Here is a 15,720-nt window from a genome sequence, read left to right as displayed (position 1 = left end):
GCGGGGCCGCGACGGATCACGGCTCCAGCGCACCGTAATCGTGGGTATAGGCCCCCTCCTCGAACCGGTCGAAGCCCTGGCTCCAGCGGTGGCCGGGCCAGAGGTAATCGACGCGGCCCGCCTCCGGCCGGTACAGGGCGGTGTAGGCCGTGGTGAAGCTGAGCTTGCGCGAGTAGAGCGGCGCCTCGAAGAAGCGCGCGGCCAGCGTCGCGAGGGTCGTCGACGGATCGTCGAGGGCCTCCTCCAGCACCCGCTGGCGTAGCGCTGAGCGGGAGGCGGGCAGGATCCGCTCCTGGTGGTTGGTGCAGGTCCTCTGGCGCGTCACCGCGGGCTCGCGCCGGGGCCCGAGGAACACCGTCGCGTGATCGCCCGTCCGGTCGAGGAGCGTGACGTTGTGGAGCTGCACCGCCGGGAGGCGGCGGAGCGCGGCCACCCCCTCGCGGACCGACCCGCAGGTCTCCAGCACGTAGCGCAGCATCTGGATGATGGCGAAGCCCTCGCCGCGCCGGGCGAGGCCGCCCAGCGTGCAGCTGGCCACCAGCCCGTCCTCGTTCATCCCGTCGAGGCAGCCGCCCCAGGGCCGCTGCACCATCCCGATCACCCGGCGTCCCGCCCAGGCGGTCATCTCGATGCGGCCGGTGATGACGGTCAGGGGATAATCGTAGTTGCGGATCAGGGCCGGGCCGTCGGCGCCGAGCCAGACCGCCTGGCTGCATCCCTGCCGGTGCGGGGCCGGGCGGTAATGGCTGAGGATGCGGTGGGCCAGGTCGTCGTCGCCGACCATCGCGCACAGGTCGTCGTAAGGGGCCACGAATTCGGGCATGTGGCGCGCGAGCGCCGCACGGCACTCCGCGGCCGTCGGCCGCTCGGGCGCCCCCTCCCCGAGATACCACCGCGCCGCCTCGTCCCGCCCGTCCCGGAAGCGGGCGAGCCAGCCGGCGCCGGGGCGGTCCTCGACATGGGCGGTGAAGGTTTTTTCCATTCCTGTCGCTCCTCCGGCCCGGCTCCTTGCTCATGGCTCAGGAGCGGTGTCCGCTCCCGCGCAGCCATCGCCGCTGCGGTCGTGCCCCGGCCTCGCTCCCACCGGACCCGTATCGTCCGGCGATATAGTCATCCGGCGTCGGGAATCCCCTCTTCGGCCCGTCCGGGTCGGGAGACGTCTCGCCGCGGTACGAGCGCTCCGGCTTTCCGCCGTGGACGCCGACCGCGGTCGGCCAAGGGGGCCCTGCCGCAGCGGAGCATTGGACGTTACCTTGTAGAGGCATCTTCTTTATTTTTTCCGTTCAATCATTCATCTTTCATCAACCAAATCATGCAACCAAAATAGGAAAATCCACCGGATCTTTACCGATGAATATCAGGAACAGCCTGTCCAGCCGCTTGATGGTGATCACGGGATCGGCGATCGGCCTGACCCTGGCCGGCTTCGTCGGCATCTCCGGATGGATGGCGGCGGAACGGACGAATCGCGAGATCCTGCAGATCGCCGCGGAGAAGGCGGCCAGCACAACGGCGGAGACCTCGATCCCGATCGTCGATGCGATCTCCGCCAGCCGAGCCCTCGCGGCGACGATGTCGGGGCAACTGAGCGGCGACGGCGTCCGCAAGGCCGACGCCGTCGCGGCGACCAAGGCCCTGATCCAGGATTACCCCAACATCTTCGGCGCCTGGATGTCCGACACCACCGACAAACGGGCGGCGAAGGCCCTGACCGGACACGGTTTCGAGAACGATGACGGCGTCTTCACCCCGTACTGGACGCGACAGGACGACGGCACCCTCGCCTTCGGGACGTTCCCGATCGTCGCCACGGAGGAATGGTACAGGAGCCCGGTCACGTCGGGCCGGAGCGTCCTCGTCGAACCCTACGTGACCAACCAGGGCCAGCTCGTCACCTCGATCAGTTCGCCGCTCAAGGTCGGTGGCACCGTCGTCGGAGTGGCCGGAGTCGATATCCGCTTGAGCGGGCTCGCCGCGGCGTTCGCGGCGTTGCGCCCGTTCGAGGGCGGGCGCGTCCTGCTGCTGTCGAATGCCCGCAAGTGGATCGTCCCGCCGCAGGGCGACCTCCTGATGAAGGAGTATGACGGCATCGGCGGCCAAGAGGTCGCTGCCGCCCTGGCCGACCGGCATCCGCGCACCCTCCGGGGCAGCCCGGACGGCTCGGTCCGCTTCGTCTACCCCTTCACCCAGCCGGGCATGAACACGACCTGGGCCCTGGTGATGGACGTGCCGGCTGCGGCGTTCACACGGCCGATCTACTGGCGCATCGCCGAGACCGCCGCGGGCGGGCTCCTCATCCTCGTCGTCCTCGTCGGCGTCATCGTGGTGACGAGCCGGACCATGATCGGGACGCCGCTCAAGCGGTGCCTCGAGACGGTCCAGGCCCTGATCGACCGGCGCTACGACGTGACGATCACCGGCACCGAGCGCGGCGACGAGATCGGCCGGATCAACCGGGCACTCGAAGTCTTCCGCGACAAGGCGCACCAGGCGGACCTCCTGATGAGCGAGAGCGAGGCGGAGCAGCAGCGCCGGGTGGCGCGCGCGCACCGCATCGACCGGCTCGTCTCCGACTTCCAGCGGACGATCGCCGGCTCGCTGGAGATCGTCACCTCGGCGGCGACCGAGCTCGACGCGACGGCACGCTCGATGACCCAGGTCGCCGACGACACCAACGGCCAGGCCGTCGCCTCGAGCGCCGCGGCCGAGCAGACGGCGGTCAACGTGCAGACCGTGGCGGCGGCCGCCGAGGAGATGGTGTCCTCGCTCCAGGAGATCGAGCGGCAGGTCCTGCGATCGAACGATGTCGCGTCGCACGCCGCGCAGGAAGCGGCGGCGACCGGCACCGCCATGGCGGCCCTGAACAGTGCGGCCGACCAGATCGGCGCCGCCGTCACCCTCATCTCGACTATCGCCGCACAGACCAACCTGCTGGCGCTCAACGCCACGATCGAGGCGGCCCGGGCCGGCGAGGCCGGCCGCGGCTTCTCGGTCGTCGCCGCGGAGGTGAAGGAACTCGCCAACCAGACCGGCCGGGCCACGGACGAGATCACCGGCCAGATCGGCGCGATCCAGGCCGCCACCGGTCAGGTGGCGGACGCGATGCGGCAGATCAACCGCACCATCGCCGGGATGGGCGAGATCAGCGCCGCGATCGCCGCGACGGTCACGCAGCAGACCGCCGCCACCGGCGAGATCTCGCGCAATGCGAGCGAGGCGGCGCGCGGCACCCGGGACGTATCGCACAACGTCTCGCGGGTGCTGGTCTCGTCGGGTGAAACCGGCAGCGCCGCCTCGCAGGTGCTGAGCGCCGCGGCCGAGCTGGCGACGCAGTCGCTCAACGTGAAGCGCGAGGTCGACGGCTTCCTGCGCGACATCCAGGCGGCCTGAACCCGTCAGGCCCGCCCTCCCCTTCGATCGGGCCCGGCCCTCCGCGTGACGCGGAGGGTTTTTTTTCGTCACCACATCGTCTGTTTTGCCCGCTCGGCCCAGGCCGCGTCGTAGCTCTCGCCGCCGACGCGGCCTTCGCTCATCTCGGCCAGGATCTGGCCCGGCGTCGGCAGGGTCTTGGGATCGACCCGGGCCTCGTCCCGCCACAGGCCGGAGCGGATCAGCGCCCGGGCGCACTGGAAATAGACCTCGACCACCCGGATCACCATCACGGTGCGCGGCGCCTTGCCCTCGACGGCGAAGGAAGCGCAGAGTGCCGCATCGTCGTCGATCACCGCGCGTCCGTTGATCCGCAGCGCATTGCCGATCTCGGGGATCAGGAACATCAGCCCGACCCGCGGATCGCGCACGACGTTGCGCAGGCTGTCGATCCGGTTGTTGCCGCGGCGGTCGGGCAGCAAAAGCGTGCGCGGATCGGCGACCCTCACGAAGCCCGGACGGTCGCCGCGCGGCGAGCAATCGAGCCCCTCCGGGCCGCTCGTCGCCAGGGCGGCGAAGGGCGCGACCTCGATGAAGCGCCGATAATGCGGCGTGATGTGGTCGGCGACCTTCGCGGTCGAGGCCTCGCCGACCGCGCCGTAGACCCGTTCCAGGTCCGCCACAGTCTCCAGGGTCGCCATCTGCCCGTCTCCCGCGTGAGGCTCGTGGCTCGGTTAGGCGATCGACGGGCTGGTGACCATCGAGGAGATCGCACCCATGCGTGAGATTCCCTCACCGAGGCACAGGCCGGGTCGCGGTTGCCAGCTGGCAACTTTCCGTCCGTCCCGAGATGGTTAATCGATCTTAACCAAAAACCGATTGCGTCCCCACGGCCACGCTGGCATCGTCTTACGGATTTTCTCCGCAATTCGCCTGGAAGCCGTAAATGCCCGATCAGCCGCAGGAGCAGGCGAGAGCCGCGATCTCCGACCGTCCCTCGATCACCCGGATCATCGCCGACGATGGCGGCGCCCTGTCGAACGAGTTGAACGCGCTGCGGCGCACCCTCTTCCCGCCGGCCTCGCACAAGCTGCTGCGCTCGTTCTCCTCCGGCGAGGCGGCGAAGCTGATCGGGGTCGCGGACGGCTACCTGCGCCAGCTCTCGCTGGCGAGCAAGGGACCGCAGCCTGAGATCGGCCCCGGCGGCCGGCGCTCCTACACGCTCGACCAGATCAACGAGCTGCGCCAGCTCCTCGATGACGGCCCGAAGGCGAAGGGCTACGTGCCCCACCGCTCCGGCGATGAGCATTGCCAGGTGCTCGCGGTGGTGAACTTCAAGGGCGGGTCGGGCAAGACCACAACGGCGGCCCACCTCGCCCAGTACCTCGCCTTGCGCGGCTACCGGGTGCTCGCCGTCGACCTCGACCCGCAGGCCTCGCTGACCGCGCTCCACGGCTACCAGCCGGAATTCGACGTCGGCCCCAACCAGACCCTCTACGCCGCGATCCGCCACGACGACGAGCAGAAGCCGCTGAGTGAGGTGGTGCGCAAGACCTACTTCCCGGGCCTCGACCTCGTGCCCGGCAACCTCGAACTGATGGAGTTCGAGCACGACACCCCGCGGGTGCTGGCCGATCGCAACGCCGAGCCGTTCTTCGGCCGCATCGCCACGGCGCTCGGCAGCGTCGCCGACGATTACGACGTGATGATCCTCGACTGCCCGCCGCAGCTCGGCTTCCTGACGCTGGGCGCGCTCTGCGCCGCCACCGCGATGCTGGTGACGGTGCATCCCCAGATGCTCGACGTGATGTCGATGTGCCAGTTCCTGCTGATGGCCTCCGACCTGCTCGGGGTGGTGCAGGAGGCCGGCGCCGACCTCGATTACGACTTCCTGCGCTACGTCGTGACTCGTTACGAGCCGTCGGACGCGCCGCAGACCCAGATGGTCGGCTTCATGCGCTCGCTGTTCCGCGAGCGGGTGCTGACCCACCTGATGCTGAAATCGACCGCGATCTCGGATGCCGGCCTGTCGAAGCAGACGCTCTACGAGATCGGCCGCGAGAGCTTCACCCGCGCCACCTACGACCGGGCGATCGAGGCGCTCGACGGGGTGAACGGCGAGATCGAGGCCCTGATGCACCGCGCCTGGGGACGCGTGCCGGCATGAAGCGCAAGGATGCCCTCCGCGCGGCCTTGAGCGCCCGTTCCCAAGAACCGCAACAAGACGCGCAAACGGAGTTGCCAGCTGGCAACCTGCCTGAGACGGTGGAGACGCCCGCCGAGGCGCCGCGCCCCCTGGTGCGCTCCGGCGCCGTCGGCGCCATGGGCCGCAGCCTCGGGCGCATCGCCAGCGCGGCGGCCGAGGCCCGCGCCATGGTCGCCTCCGGCGACCGGGTGGTCGAGATAGACCCGGGCCTCATCGATGGGTCCTTCGTCAAGGATCGCCTCACCGGCGACCCGCAGGAGCACGCGGATTTCGTGGCGCTGATCCGCGAGCGCGGCCAGCAGGTGCCGATCCTGGTGCGGCCGCATCCGAGCGCGGAGGGACGCTATCAGGTGGCCTACGGCCATCGCCGCCTGCGCGCGGCGGCCGAGCTCGGCCGGCCGGTGCGGGCGGTGGTCAAGGCGCTCACCGACGAGGATCTGGTCGTCGCGCAAGGCCAGGAGAACTCGGCCCGGGCCGATCTCAGCTATATCGAGCGGGCTTTGTTCGCCATCGCGCTCGAGGATCGCGGCTTCGACCGCGCCACCATCATGGCGGCTTTGGCCGTCGAGAAGACCCAGCTGTCGCGCCTGATCGGCATCGGCCGGGCGGTGCCGGCGGAGGTCGTGGCGGCTCTGGGTCCGGCGCCCAAGGCCGGGCGGCCGCGCTGGACGGCGCTCGTCGAGGCTCTGGCCCGGGAGGGAGCCGGGGAGGTGGTCGCCCGCATCCTGGCGGCGCCGGATTTTTCGCAGCTATCCTCCGACGACCGCTTCGCCCGGCTGCTCGCCGGCCTCACCGCACCGGCGCCGCGGCCGGCGCCGACCCCGGCGGTCTGGACCAATCTCGGCGGCCGGCCGGTGGTGCGGATCGAGCGCGGCCGCCAGGGCACCCAGCTCACCGTCGACGACACGGTCGAGCCGGACTTCGCCGCCTACCTGATCCAGAGTCTTCCCCAGCTCTACGCCGCCTTCGCCGAGTCGAAGACGCGCGACGAGACCGATTAAGGTTCGATCCCATGCGCAACCGGCGAGTCGAAGACTCGCCGGTTAGACACAGAGATTCACAGGAATCTGGTGCTCTGCTTCGGGAATCGGCAGACTTGGACTCTGCCGATTCGGGTTTCGCGCGTTACGACTCCGCCATGCAGAGTCACGATGCACGCCCCGACGGCGCGCATCCCCGTGCGGAGCCCTTTGGTGGAGATGACGACCCCGCCGCAACCCGTCCTCGAACCGGTCGAGGGCGTGCGCGACCCCGACCTGATCGAGATCGTCGAGAAGGCGCGCGGCAGCGTCGCCTACAAGGCGACGCTCGCCTTCGTGCGCACCAGCCAGGCCAAGCGCGACGCCGAGTCCGAAGCGCGCGAGAAGCTGGTGGAGCTGAAGGCCGAGGCCGCGGCCGAGCGTGCCCGGCTGCCCCGCAACGCGCGCCGCCGCGACATGGTGCGCGAGGTGATCGAGAACGAGCCCGCGGCGCCCGAGAACATCCAGCACATCCACTCGGTCCTGGCGCTCTGCGGCCTGCCGTATCGCGAGCCGAAGGGCGTCACCAACGTCTCGCGGGAATACGGCCGCAACACGCTCGCCATCAATGCCGGCCGGCTCATCAACCCGTCGACCGGCGAGATGGAGATGCAGGGGCTGCCCTACGGCCCGAAGGCGCGGCTCCTGCTGCTGCATCTCTGCACGGAAGCCGTGCGCCAGCGCAGCCCCAAGGTCGAGGTGGCGCAGAGCATGTCGGGCTTCATCCGCGACATGGGTTTTCCGGTCACCGGCGGCGAGCGCGGCACGCTCAAGCAGTTCAAGGAGCAGCTCAACCGGCTCGCCGCCTGCTCGATGCAGATCGGCCTGTGGGACGGCACCCGCGCCTCGACTCTCAACGTGCCGCCGTTTCGCCAGATGGACGTGTGGCTGCCTTTGCACAACCACCCGGACCAGGGCCTCTTATGGTCCTCGACCATCACCTTCCACCGCGAGTTCTACGACAACCTGATCCAGCACGCCCTGCCGGTCGACATCCGCGCCGCCCGCGCCTTTGCCGGGTCGGCACGCAAGCTCGACCTCCTGTTCTGGGTCGGCTACCGGCTCTCGCGCCTGGAGCGGCCCCTGCGGCTCACCTGGGACAACCTCTACAAGCAATTCGGCAGCGAGAACGGCTCGATCCGCTCGTTCCGCCAGGAATTCCGCAAGGACGTCGCCCATCTCACCGAGGTGTTTCCGCGTCTGCGCCTGACCCTCGACGATGGCGGCATGCAGCTCTTGCCCTCCGATCCCAAGGACCTGCTGGTGCCGCCGAAGGCGGCGCTCGCGAATAAGCGAGCCCGGGCAAGGGCTTGATTCCGCCGACTTGCCTACGAGGGGAGGGGGGTCGCGGCGGCGGGTGACGGTGCGCGTGTGAGCGCCGAGACGGCGTTGTGTTTGTCATGACTGTTGATAGGATTATTTTCTTTTCATCTCTGACGTTTTCACGCCCTGCACGACGATAACAAGGGTCTCCCTCCCACCACCTCATCCTGAGGTGTCATACGATTTCCGGCTGATCGCTTCGCGATGCGGAAATCGGCTTCGCTCAGGCGCCGCGCGGGCTCGTGATACGAAATCCGGAAGGGATCTTCCGGATTTCGTATCAGTCCATCCTTGATGGACTGACCTCGAAGGAGGGCTCCAGAAGTCTCCGAGCTAACTGGAGCCCTCCTTCGAGGTCAGCCGATTTTCAATCGGCTAACACCTCAGGATGAGCTTAGAGGGTAGGATGATGCCACTTGCCTCAAGTCCTTAGTAGAAAATCCTGCTCAAACAGGCTCTCAGGATAAGGTCGAGGGTGGGACAGCTTCATGCCGGCAGCCTTCACGCCGCTGTCGTGTCCCGTGCCTCGGTGTCATCCCGGGGCCGCGCAGCGGAACCCGGGATCCATAACTGCTGACGATGCAGGGTGAAGCGGAACGCTGGCCGCCTTTTCCGGACTCGTCAGCGGTTATGGATCCCGGGTTCTCGTCTCCGACGAGTCCCGGGATGACGTGGATGGTCTATTATCTGTCGATTGCGAGACGTTCATCTTGTATGTGCGTGCAATGCGCGAATGAGTATTACAAAATAAATCGGTATATTACAGGTGCGATGGATATTTATCGTTATATCAATCAATAAAATATCCAGACACCTTACCCAGCCACAACATTGCACCCGGCCTCCCTACGCCGAGTTGCCTACGCCCCGCTACTGCCGGGAGCACATCCAGCCACGCTGAATTGCCTACGCGCCCCACGGCCGGCCAGCCTCCCGAATCTCCCGCTTCCCCATTGAGATTCCATGTCTTTCGCCTGGCATTGCCCACGCAGACCTGCCTACGGGACGTGAACGACTCCACGCCGAATTGCCTACGCTCTTGCGCGACCAAACAGCCCATCGGTAACCCTTCGTCCGGCCGGCTCCGGGAGTCACGACAAAGTATTGCCGGGCTCCGATCATGCGCCGAGAGTCGAGGCAGAGTCCCGGATCGGGACGGCGAATCATCAGCCAGCGTACAGGCGAGTCGGTTCCACCGACTCAAGCCTCGCCTCGACTCTTCCACGGGGAAACGACTCCGGCTGATCTGGGCTTTGTCGAACGAGGACTCGTTGCCCCGGAGTCTCCGACTCGGTCCCGGGCGTCCAAGACTCTGGGAGGCAGGGGAGGGGGCTCAGGCTCCGATCCTGCTGACGGCCTCAGGCGCCGCCTCCACGCCGCTCACCCCGAAAAGCTCCTAACTCCTGATCTCGAAAAGCCTTTTTATGAGAGATTCTGAATCTAGATTCCGAGTCTGAATCCGTAGAGCTATATGGGTATTATATGGGGCCGCGATTTTATCAAACCCTGCAAGGGGTTAGGGCCCATTCGCGTAGGCTGGTCTGCGCATTCGCGCAGGCAACTCGGCGCATCTGCGTAGGCAGGTCTGCGCGGAATCGGGGGGTCGGCGAAGGCGACTCGGCGTGGGGGCGTAGGTTACTCGGCGCAGGCCCCCGATTAACAGCTTGGAAAGCTGTGTGAATCGCGGATGGCGCCGCGTAGGCAACTCGGCGTGCCGCGCGAGGCCGAAAGGCACTCCCGAACGACCCCGGTTTCATGGCCCCGAATCCGAGGGCGACTTCCGACGAGCCGCAAACTCCGGATTCTCCGCCAGGAGGCCCGTGGAGGCCCGTCGCGCCCCACGACCGTTATACGGCACCCGCCGGCCTCGAATCCAGCTCAGCGGCGCTCCTGGCGGCTTCTGCAGCGTTGTCCAACGGCTATGCCCGCCCGCATCCCGCATCGCGCTCCCACCCGATCCCCTTGTGATCCCGGGCTTTCCCGGCCGCGCCGACCCCGCTATCCCCGCTGCCGTCAACAGGCACCCGGGTTTCACAGGCTCTGACGGCCCGGCCATCCACAGCCCCGATTGACACGCTCATGAAACCGAACAAAACAAGAACGAGTTGTTGTTTCGGTTCGGTGATGGGCATGAGATGCGGCAGGCCGAGCGGGAACGGCAGCTCGCGGCGTTGCGCGAGCGGATCGGCGGGCTGGCGCCCGAGGGGACGGACCGTCCGGTCCTGCCCTTCGGCGTCGCCGACCTCGACGCGCACCTTCCGGGCGGGGGCCTGCGCCTCGGCGCGGTGCACGAGGTGCTGGCGGCGGGACCGGTGGACGGGGAGGGGGCGCTCGCAGCCCTGTTCACCGCCGCGATCCTCGCCCGGCTCCCCGGTCCGGTCCTGTGGTGCCTGGCGAGCCGCGACCTGTTCGCCCCCGGCCTCGCCGCGGTCGGCCTCCATCCCGATCGGGTGCTCTACGCCGAGACCCGGCGCGAGGCCGAGGTGCTGCCCACCATGGAGGAGGGGTTGCGCCATCGCGGCCTCGCGGCGGTGGTCGGCGAGGTCGCCCGGCTCGGGCTCACCCCGTCGCGGCGGCTCCAGCTCGCCGCCGAGGGCAGCGGCGGCCTCGCCCTGGTGATCCGCCGCCGGGGCGGCGCGGTCCCGGAGCCCAACGCCGCCGCGACCCGCTGGGGCGTCACCGCGGCGCCCTCCGCCGCTCTTTCCGTGCCGGGCCTGTCGCGGGCCCGCTGGACCGTGGCGCTGCTGCGCGCCCGGGGCGCCGAGCCCCGCACCTGGCTCCTCGAGGCTCCCGATGCGAAGGGTCATCTGCGTGTTCCTGCCGACCTGGCCGACCGACCTGTGGCGGCGCCGGCACGGCGGGCCGCCGCCGGATGAGCCGCTGGTGGCTGTGGCCCAGGACGGCCCGCGCCGGGTCGTCGGTGCCGTCGACCGCGCCGCCCGGGCTCTCGGACTGCGCCCCGGCCTCGCTCTCGCCCAGGCGCAAGCCATGGTGCCGGGTCTCACGGTGATCCCCGCCGATCCGGAGGGCGACGCCGCGGCGCTCGGCCGTCTCGCGGCCTGGTGCCTGTGTTACGCCCCCCTCGTCGCCCCCGACCCGCCGGACGGGATCTGGATCGACGTGGCGGGCGCCGCCCACCTGCATGGCGGCGAGGCGGCCCTGCTGGCCCATTTGCGCCGCCGCCTCGGCCGGGCCGGCTACCGGGTCCGGGCGGCGCTGGCGGATACCCCCGGCGCCGCCTGGGCGGCGTCCCGCTGCCTCGGCCCCGAAATCGTGCTGCCGCCCGGCGGCCAGCGGGACGCGCTCCTCGCCCTGCCGCTCCGCGCCTTGCGCCTCGACGGCGACACCGTCTCGGGCTTGGGCCAGCTCGGCATCGCGCGGGTCGGACAGCTGCTGGAGCAGCCGAGCGGCCCGTTGCGCCTGCGCTTCGGCGAGGCGCCCGCCCGCCGCCTCGCCCAGGCTTTGGGTCATGCCCCCGAACCGCTGGCTTATCTGGCGCCGCCGGTCGAGCACACCGTGCGCCTCGCCTTCGCGGAGCCGATCGGCGCGCCCGAGACGCTGGCCCGGGTAGCCGGTCGGCTGACCGCGATGCTCGCCGACACCCTCGCCCGGCACGGGCTCGGGGCGCGCCGGCTCGACCTGGTATTCCGCCGCGTCGACGGGCTCGACCAGTCGGTCAGCGTCGGCACCGCCCGGCCGAGCCGCGATTCGCGCCACCTCGCCCGCCTGCTCGCCGAGCGGTTGACCACCATCGATCCCGGCCACGGCCTCGACGAGGCGCGGCTCTCGGCCCCCAGGGTCGAGCGCCTGGACGCGCGCCAGCTCGCGGCACCCGGCGCGGAATCAGACCCGGACACGATGGCCGAATTGGTCGACCGGCTGGTGTTGCGCCTCGGGCCGGGCCGGGTGTTTCGCCGATCTCCGGTCGAGAGCGAATGGCCCGAGCGGGCGGTGCGCCGGGTCGCGGCCTTGAGCCCCGCCACCGGCATCACCTGGCCCGCCGACCTGCCGCGCCCCGGCCGGCTGCTGCCGGCCCCGGAGCCGGTGGCGGTGCTGGCCGCCCTTCCCGATGCGCCGCCCTCCGCCTTCACCTGGCGCGGCACCCGCCGCCGCGTGGCCCGGGCCGACGGGCCGGAGCGCATCTTCGGCGAATGGTGGCTGTCCGACGACGAGATCTCGGCCACCCGCGACTATTACCGGGTCGAGGACGAGACCGGCGCCCGCTACTGGCTGTTCCGCGATTCCCTGACGCGGGACGGGGCGCGCTGGTGGCTGCATGGGCTGGGGGAGGCGTGATGCGCCCGGTCCCTCGAAGCTTGCCGTCTCCGGCCGCTGGATTTCATCCCACCCGCGACCTCATCCTGAGGTGTGGAGCGATCGCAGATCGCGGAGCCTCGAAGGAGGGCTCCAGACATCGCTGCGATCCCTGGAACCCTCCTTCGAGGCTCCTTTCAGTCGCACCTCAGGATGAGGTCGCGGCGTGGAAGAGAAGGGATGACGGCGATACGGCCGTCGTCAGCCGGTCGCGCTCCCCATGACCGTCGAGCTCCAGGTCACCACCCATTACTCGTTCCTGCGCGGCGCCTCCTCGCCCGAAGAACTTTTTTCCGCCGCCGCTCTCCTCGGCATCCGGGCGCTCGCGGTCACCGACCGCAACTCGCTGGCCGGGATGGTGCGGGCCCACGCTGCTGCCCGCACCACCGGCTGCCGCCTGATCGTCGGCTGCCGGCTCGACCTAGCGGAAGGCTGGAGCCTGCTGGTCTATCCCGCCGACCGGGAGGCCTATGGCCGGCTCTGCCGCCTCCTCACCATCGGCCGCTCGCGCGAGCGGGCGCCGAACGGCGGTTGCCACCTGACAACTGCGGATGTGGCCGAGTGGAGCGAGGGCCTCCTGGCGGTGCTGCCCGCCGACCGGCCGGACGACGCCCTGACCGAGCGCCTGCGCCGCCTGAAGGCGATCTTCGGCCGGGACCTGTCCTGCGGCCTGTCGCGCCGCTTCGGCGTCAACGATCACCTGCGGCTGGAGGGGATCGCGGGCCTCGCCCGGGCCGCCCGGGTGCCGACCGTGGTGCTGGGCGACGTGCTCTATCATGTGCCGGAGCGCCGCATGATGCAGGACGTGGTCACCTGCATCCGCCTCAAGACCACCATCGCGGCGGCGGGCTTTGCCCGCGAGCGCCATGCCGGGCGCCACCTGCACGACCCTGACGAGACCGCGCGCCTGTTCGCCCGCCATCCCGAGGCCCTGGCCCGGGCCGCGTCGATCGCCGAATCCTGCCGCTTCTCCCTGGATGAATTGACCTACACCTACCCGGACGAGGCCGGCGACGATGGCCGCCCGGCGCAAGTGCGGCTCGCGGCGATGACCTGGGAGGGGGCGGCGAGGCGCTTTCCGGCCGGGGTGCCCGACGCGGTCCGCAAGCAGCTGGGTGACGAACTCGATCTCGTCGCCAAGAAGGCCTACGCGCCGTACTTCCTCACCGTCGAGGCGATCGTCCGCTACGCGCGGTCTCAGGGCATCCTGTGCCAGGGCCGCGGCTCGGCGGCGAATTCGGCGATCTGCTACTGCCTTCACATCACCGCCATCGATCCGGTGGAGCAGGGCCTGCTCTTTGCCCGCTTCATCAACGAGAACCGCGACGAGCCCCCCGACATCGACGTCGATTTCGAGCACGAGCGCCGGGAGGAGGTGATCCAGTGGATCTACGCCACCTACGGCCGCGAGCGGGCGGCGCTCACCGCCACGGTGATCCGCTACGGCGCCCGCGGCGCGGTGCGGGAGGTCGGCAAGGTGCTGGGCGTGCCCGAGGACGTCACCGGGGCGCTCGCCCGCTTGGTCTGGGGCTGGTCGCGCGACGGCGTCGGCGAGCGCGAGGCCAAGGCGCTCGGCCTCGACCTGTCCGAGCGCGCTTTACGGCTGACGCTGGAGATCGGCCGGGCCCTGATCGGCACGCCGCGCCATTTCGGCCAGCATCCCGGCGGCTTCGTCCTGACCCTCGACCGGCTCGACCGGCTCTGCCCGGTGGTCCCGGCGCGGATGGAGAACCGCCAGATCATCGAGTGGGACAAGGACGACATCGAAGCCTTGCGGTTCATGAAGGTCGACGTGCTGGGCCTCGGCATGCTCGGCTGCCTGCGCCGGGCCTTTGCGCTGCTCGCCGAGCACCGGCCGGAGACCGGCCCGCCGCGGGAGATCGCCGACATCCCGCCGAACGACGAACCCACCTACGCGATGATCCGGAAGGCCGACACGATCGGGGTTTTTCAGATCGAGAGCCGGGCGCAGATGGCGATGCTGCCGCGGATGCAGCCAAAGGACCTCTACGACCTCACCATCGAGGTCGCGATCGTCCGGCCGGGCCCGATCCAGGGCGACATGGTCCATCCCTACCTGCGCCGGCGCCGCGGGCTCGACGAGGTCACCTACCCGACCGAGGCCCTCAAGGCGGTGCTGAAGCGAACCCTCGGCGTGCCGCTGTTCCAGGAACAGGCGATGCAGGTCGCGATCGTCGCCGCCGGCTTCACCGCGGCTGAGGCCGATGGGCTGCGCCGGGCCATGGGCACCTTCAAGGGCGACGGCACGATCAACCTCTACGAGGAGAAGCTGATCGGCGGGATGATCGCCAACGGCTACGACCCGGATTTCGCCGCCCGCACCTACCGCCAGCTCGAAGGCTTCGGCTCCTACGGCTTTCCGGAGAGCCACGCCGCCTCCTTCGCCCTCATCGCCTACGCCTCGTCCTGGCTGAAGTGCCGGCATCCCGAGGTGTTCTGTTGCGCCCTCCTCAACGCCCAGCCGATGGGCTTCTACGCCCCGGCCCAGATCGTGCGCGACGCCCGGGCCCACGGGGTCGAGGTGCGGCCGATCGGCGTCAACGCCTCGCGCTGGGACTGCACCCTGGAGCCGGCGGGGGAGGGGAGGCTGGCGGTGCGCTTAGGGTTGAGGCTGGTGCGGGGGCTGCCCAACCAGGACGGCGCCCGGATCGCGACGACCCGCGAGGCCGACCTGTTCCGCTCGGTCGAGGATCTGTGGCGCCGGGCCGGGCTGTCGCTGAAAGGTCTGCGGAGTCTCGCCGCCGCGGATGCCTTCGCGTGCCTGGGCCTCGGGCGGCGCGAGGCCCTGTGGGCGATCCGCGGCCTTGCCCCCGAGCCGCTGCCGCTCTTCGCGGCGGCCGACCGGCGCGATGCCGCCCCCGTCCCTGAACTCGCCGAGCCGCCGGTGCGCCTGGCGCCGCTCGGGGAGGGGGCCGCCGTGGTGGCGGATTACCGGGCTGCGGGCCTCAGCCTCGGCCGCCATCCGCTCGCCTTCCTGCGGGCCGAACTCTCCCGCGACGGCGTCTCTTCCTGCGCGGTCCTTCGCCGCCTGCGCGACGGCGCCCGGGTAACGGTGGCGGGGCTGGTGCTGGTGCGCCAGAAGCCCGGCTCGGCCAAGGGGGTGATGTTCATCACGCTGGAGGACGAGACCGAGACCGCCAACCTCGTCATCTGGCCCTCGCTGTTCACCCGCCAGCGCACCCTGATCCTCCAGGCCGGCCTGATGGCCGCCCGCGGCCGTGTGCAGCGCGAGGGCGAGGTGATCCACCTCGTCGCCGAGCACCTGATCGACCGCTCGGACCTGTTGGGCCGGGTGGCGGGGGATTCGGGTGAGCCGCTGGCGGTCGATGGCGGACGGGGCGACGAGGCGCGGCGCGGAGGTGCGGATGCCCGGGGAGCGGCGCGGCCGTTGCGGGTGGGGAGCCGGGATTTCCGGTGAGGGGCGGCACTGCCGCATCTCGATCGTCTACGCTACACTTCCGACCTGCC

The 15,720-nt window shown here is 70.0% G+C and carries 9 protein-coding genes; 7 read left to right on the top strand and 2 right to left on the bottom strand.

The window, feature by feature from the left end; all coding sequences use genetic code 11:
* Positions 1 to 16: 16 nt before the first annotated feature.
* The gene (locus AC3AOF_RS17895) at positions 17 to 982 is read right to left on the bottom strand and encodes a C45 family autoproteolytic acyltransferase/hydrolase (protein ID WP_488346072.1); all 966 of its coding nucleotides are present in this window, start codon (positions 980 to 982) and stop codon (positions 17 to 19) included.
* 368 nt (positions 983 to 1,350) lie between these two features.
* Between AC3AOF_RS17895 and AC3AOF_RS17890 the strand changes: the two genes are divergently transcribed.
* Positions 1,351 to 3,390, top strand: coding sequence for a methyl-accepting chemotaxis protein (locus AC3AOF_RS17890; RefSeq protein ID WP_488346071.1), 2,040 nt, complete (start codon positions 1,351 to 1,353; stop codon positions 3,388 to 3,390).
* 68 nt (positions 3,391 to 3,458) lie between these two features.
* On the opposite strand, the gene AC3AOF_RS17885 is transcribed toward AC3AOF_RS17890, so the two are convergent.
* On the bottom strand, positions 3,459 to 4,070 hold the full coding sequence (locus AC3AOF_RS17885; RefSeq protein WP_488346070.1) for a pyridoxamine 5'-phosphate oxidase family protein: 612 nt from the start codon (positions 4,068 to 4,070) through the stop codon (positions 3,459 to 3,461).
* A gap of 245 nt (positions 4,071 to 4,315) precedes the next feature.
* Between AC3AOF_RS17885 and repA the strand changes: the two genes are divergently transcribed.
* The 6 genes from repA to AC3AOF_RS17855 all read left to right on the top strand — a co-directional run bounded on the left by repA (position 4,316) and on the right by AC3AOF_RS17855 (position 15,670).
* Positions 4,316 to 5,536 (top strand): plasmid partitioning protein RepA, encoded by a 1,221-nt coding sequence (gene repA / locus AC3AOF_RS17880; protein ID WP_203157413.1) that lies wholly within the window; start codon positions 4,316 to 4,318, stop codon positions 5,534 to 5,536.
* Positions 5,533 to 6,576, top strand: coding sequence for a plasmid partitioning protein RepB (gene repB, locus AC3AOF_RS17875; protein ID WP_488346069.1), 1,044 nt, complete (start codon positions 5,533 to 5,535; stop codon positions 6,574 to 6,576). The genes repA and repB overlap by 4 nt, the downstream gene beginning before the upstream one ends.
* 198 nt (positions 6,577 to 6,774) lie before the next feature.
* A complete protein-coding gene (locus AC3AOF_RS17870) occupies positions 6,775 to 7,908 on the top strand; it encodes a replication protein RepA (RefSeq protein ID WP_488349011.1) in 1,134 nt (377 codons plus the stop codon).
* A gap of 2,144 nt (positions 7,909 to 10,052) precedes the next feature.
* Positions 10,053 to 10,793 (top strand): ImuA family protein, encoded by a 741-nt coding sequence (locus tag AC3AOF_RS17865; RefSeq protein WP_236989583.1) that lies wholly within the window; start codon positions 10,053 to 10,055, stop codon positions 10,791 to 10,793.
* Entirely contained in the window at positions 10,711 to 12,213 is a 1,503-nt protein-coding gene (locus AC3AOF_RS17860) for a DUF6504 family protein (RefSeq protein ID WP_488346068.1), read from the top strand. Before AC3AOF_RS17865 ends, AC3AOF_RS17860 begins: the two co-directional genes overlap by 83 nt.
* A 238-nt stretch (positions 12,214 to 12,451) precedes the next feature.
* Complete coding sequence (locus AC3AOF_RS17855) at positions 12,452 to 15,670, top strand: error-prone DNA polymerase (protein ID WP_488346067.1); 3,219 nt, start codon at positions 12,452 to 12,454, stop codon at positions 15,668 to 15,670.
* Positions 15,671 to 15,720: the final 50 nt, after the last annotated feature.

The sequence above is a fragment of the Methylobacterium sp. 142-1Y genome, from assembly GCF_057747795.1.
The sequence above is the reverse complement of the archived record's forward strand: the minus strand, read 5'-3'. Positions and strand labels throughout refer to the sequence as shown.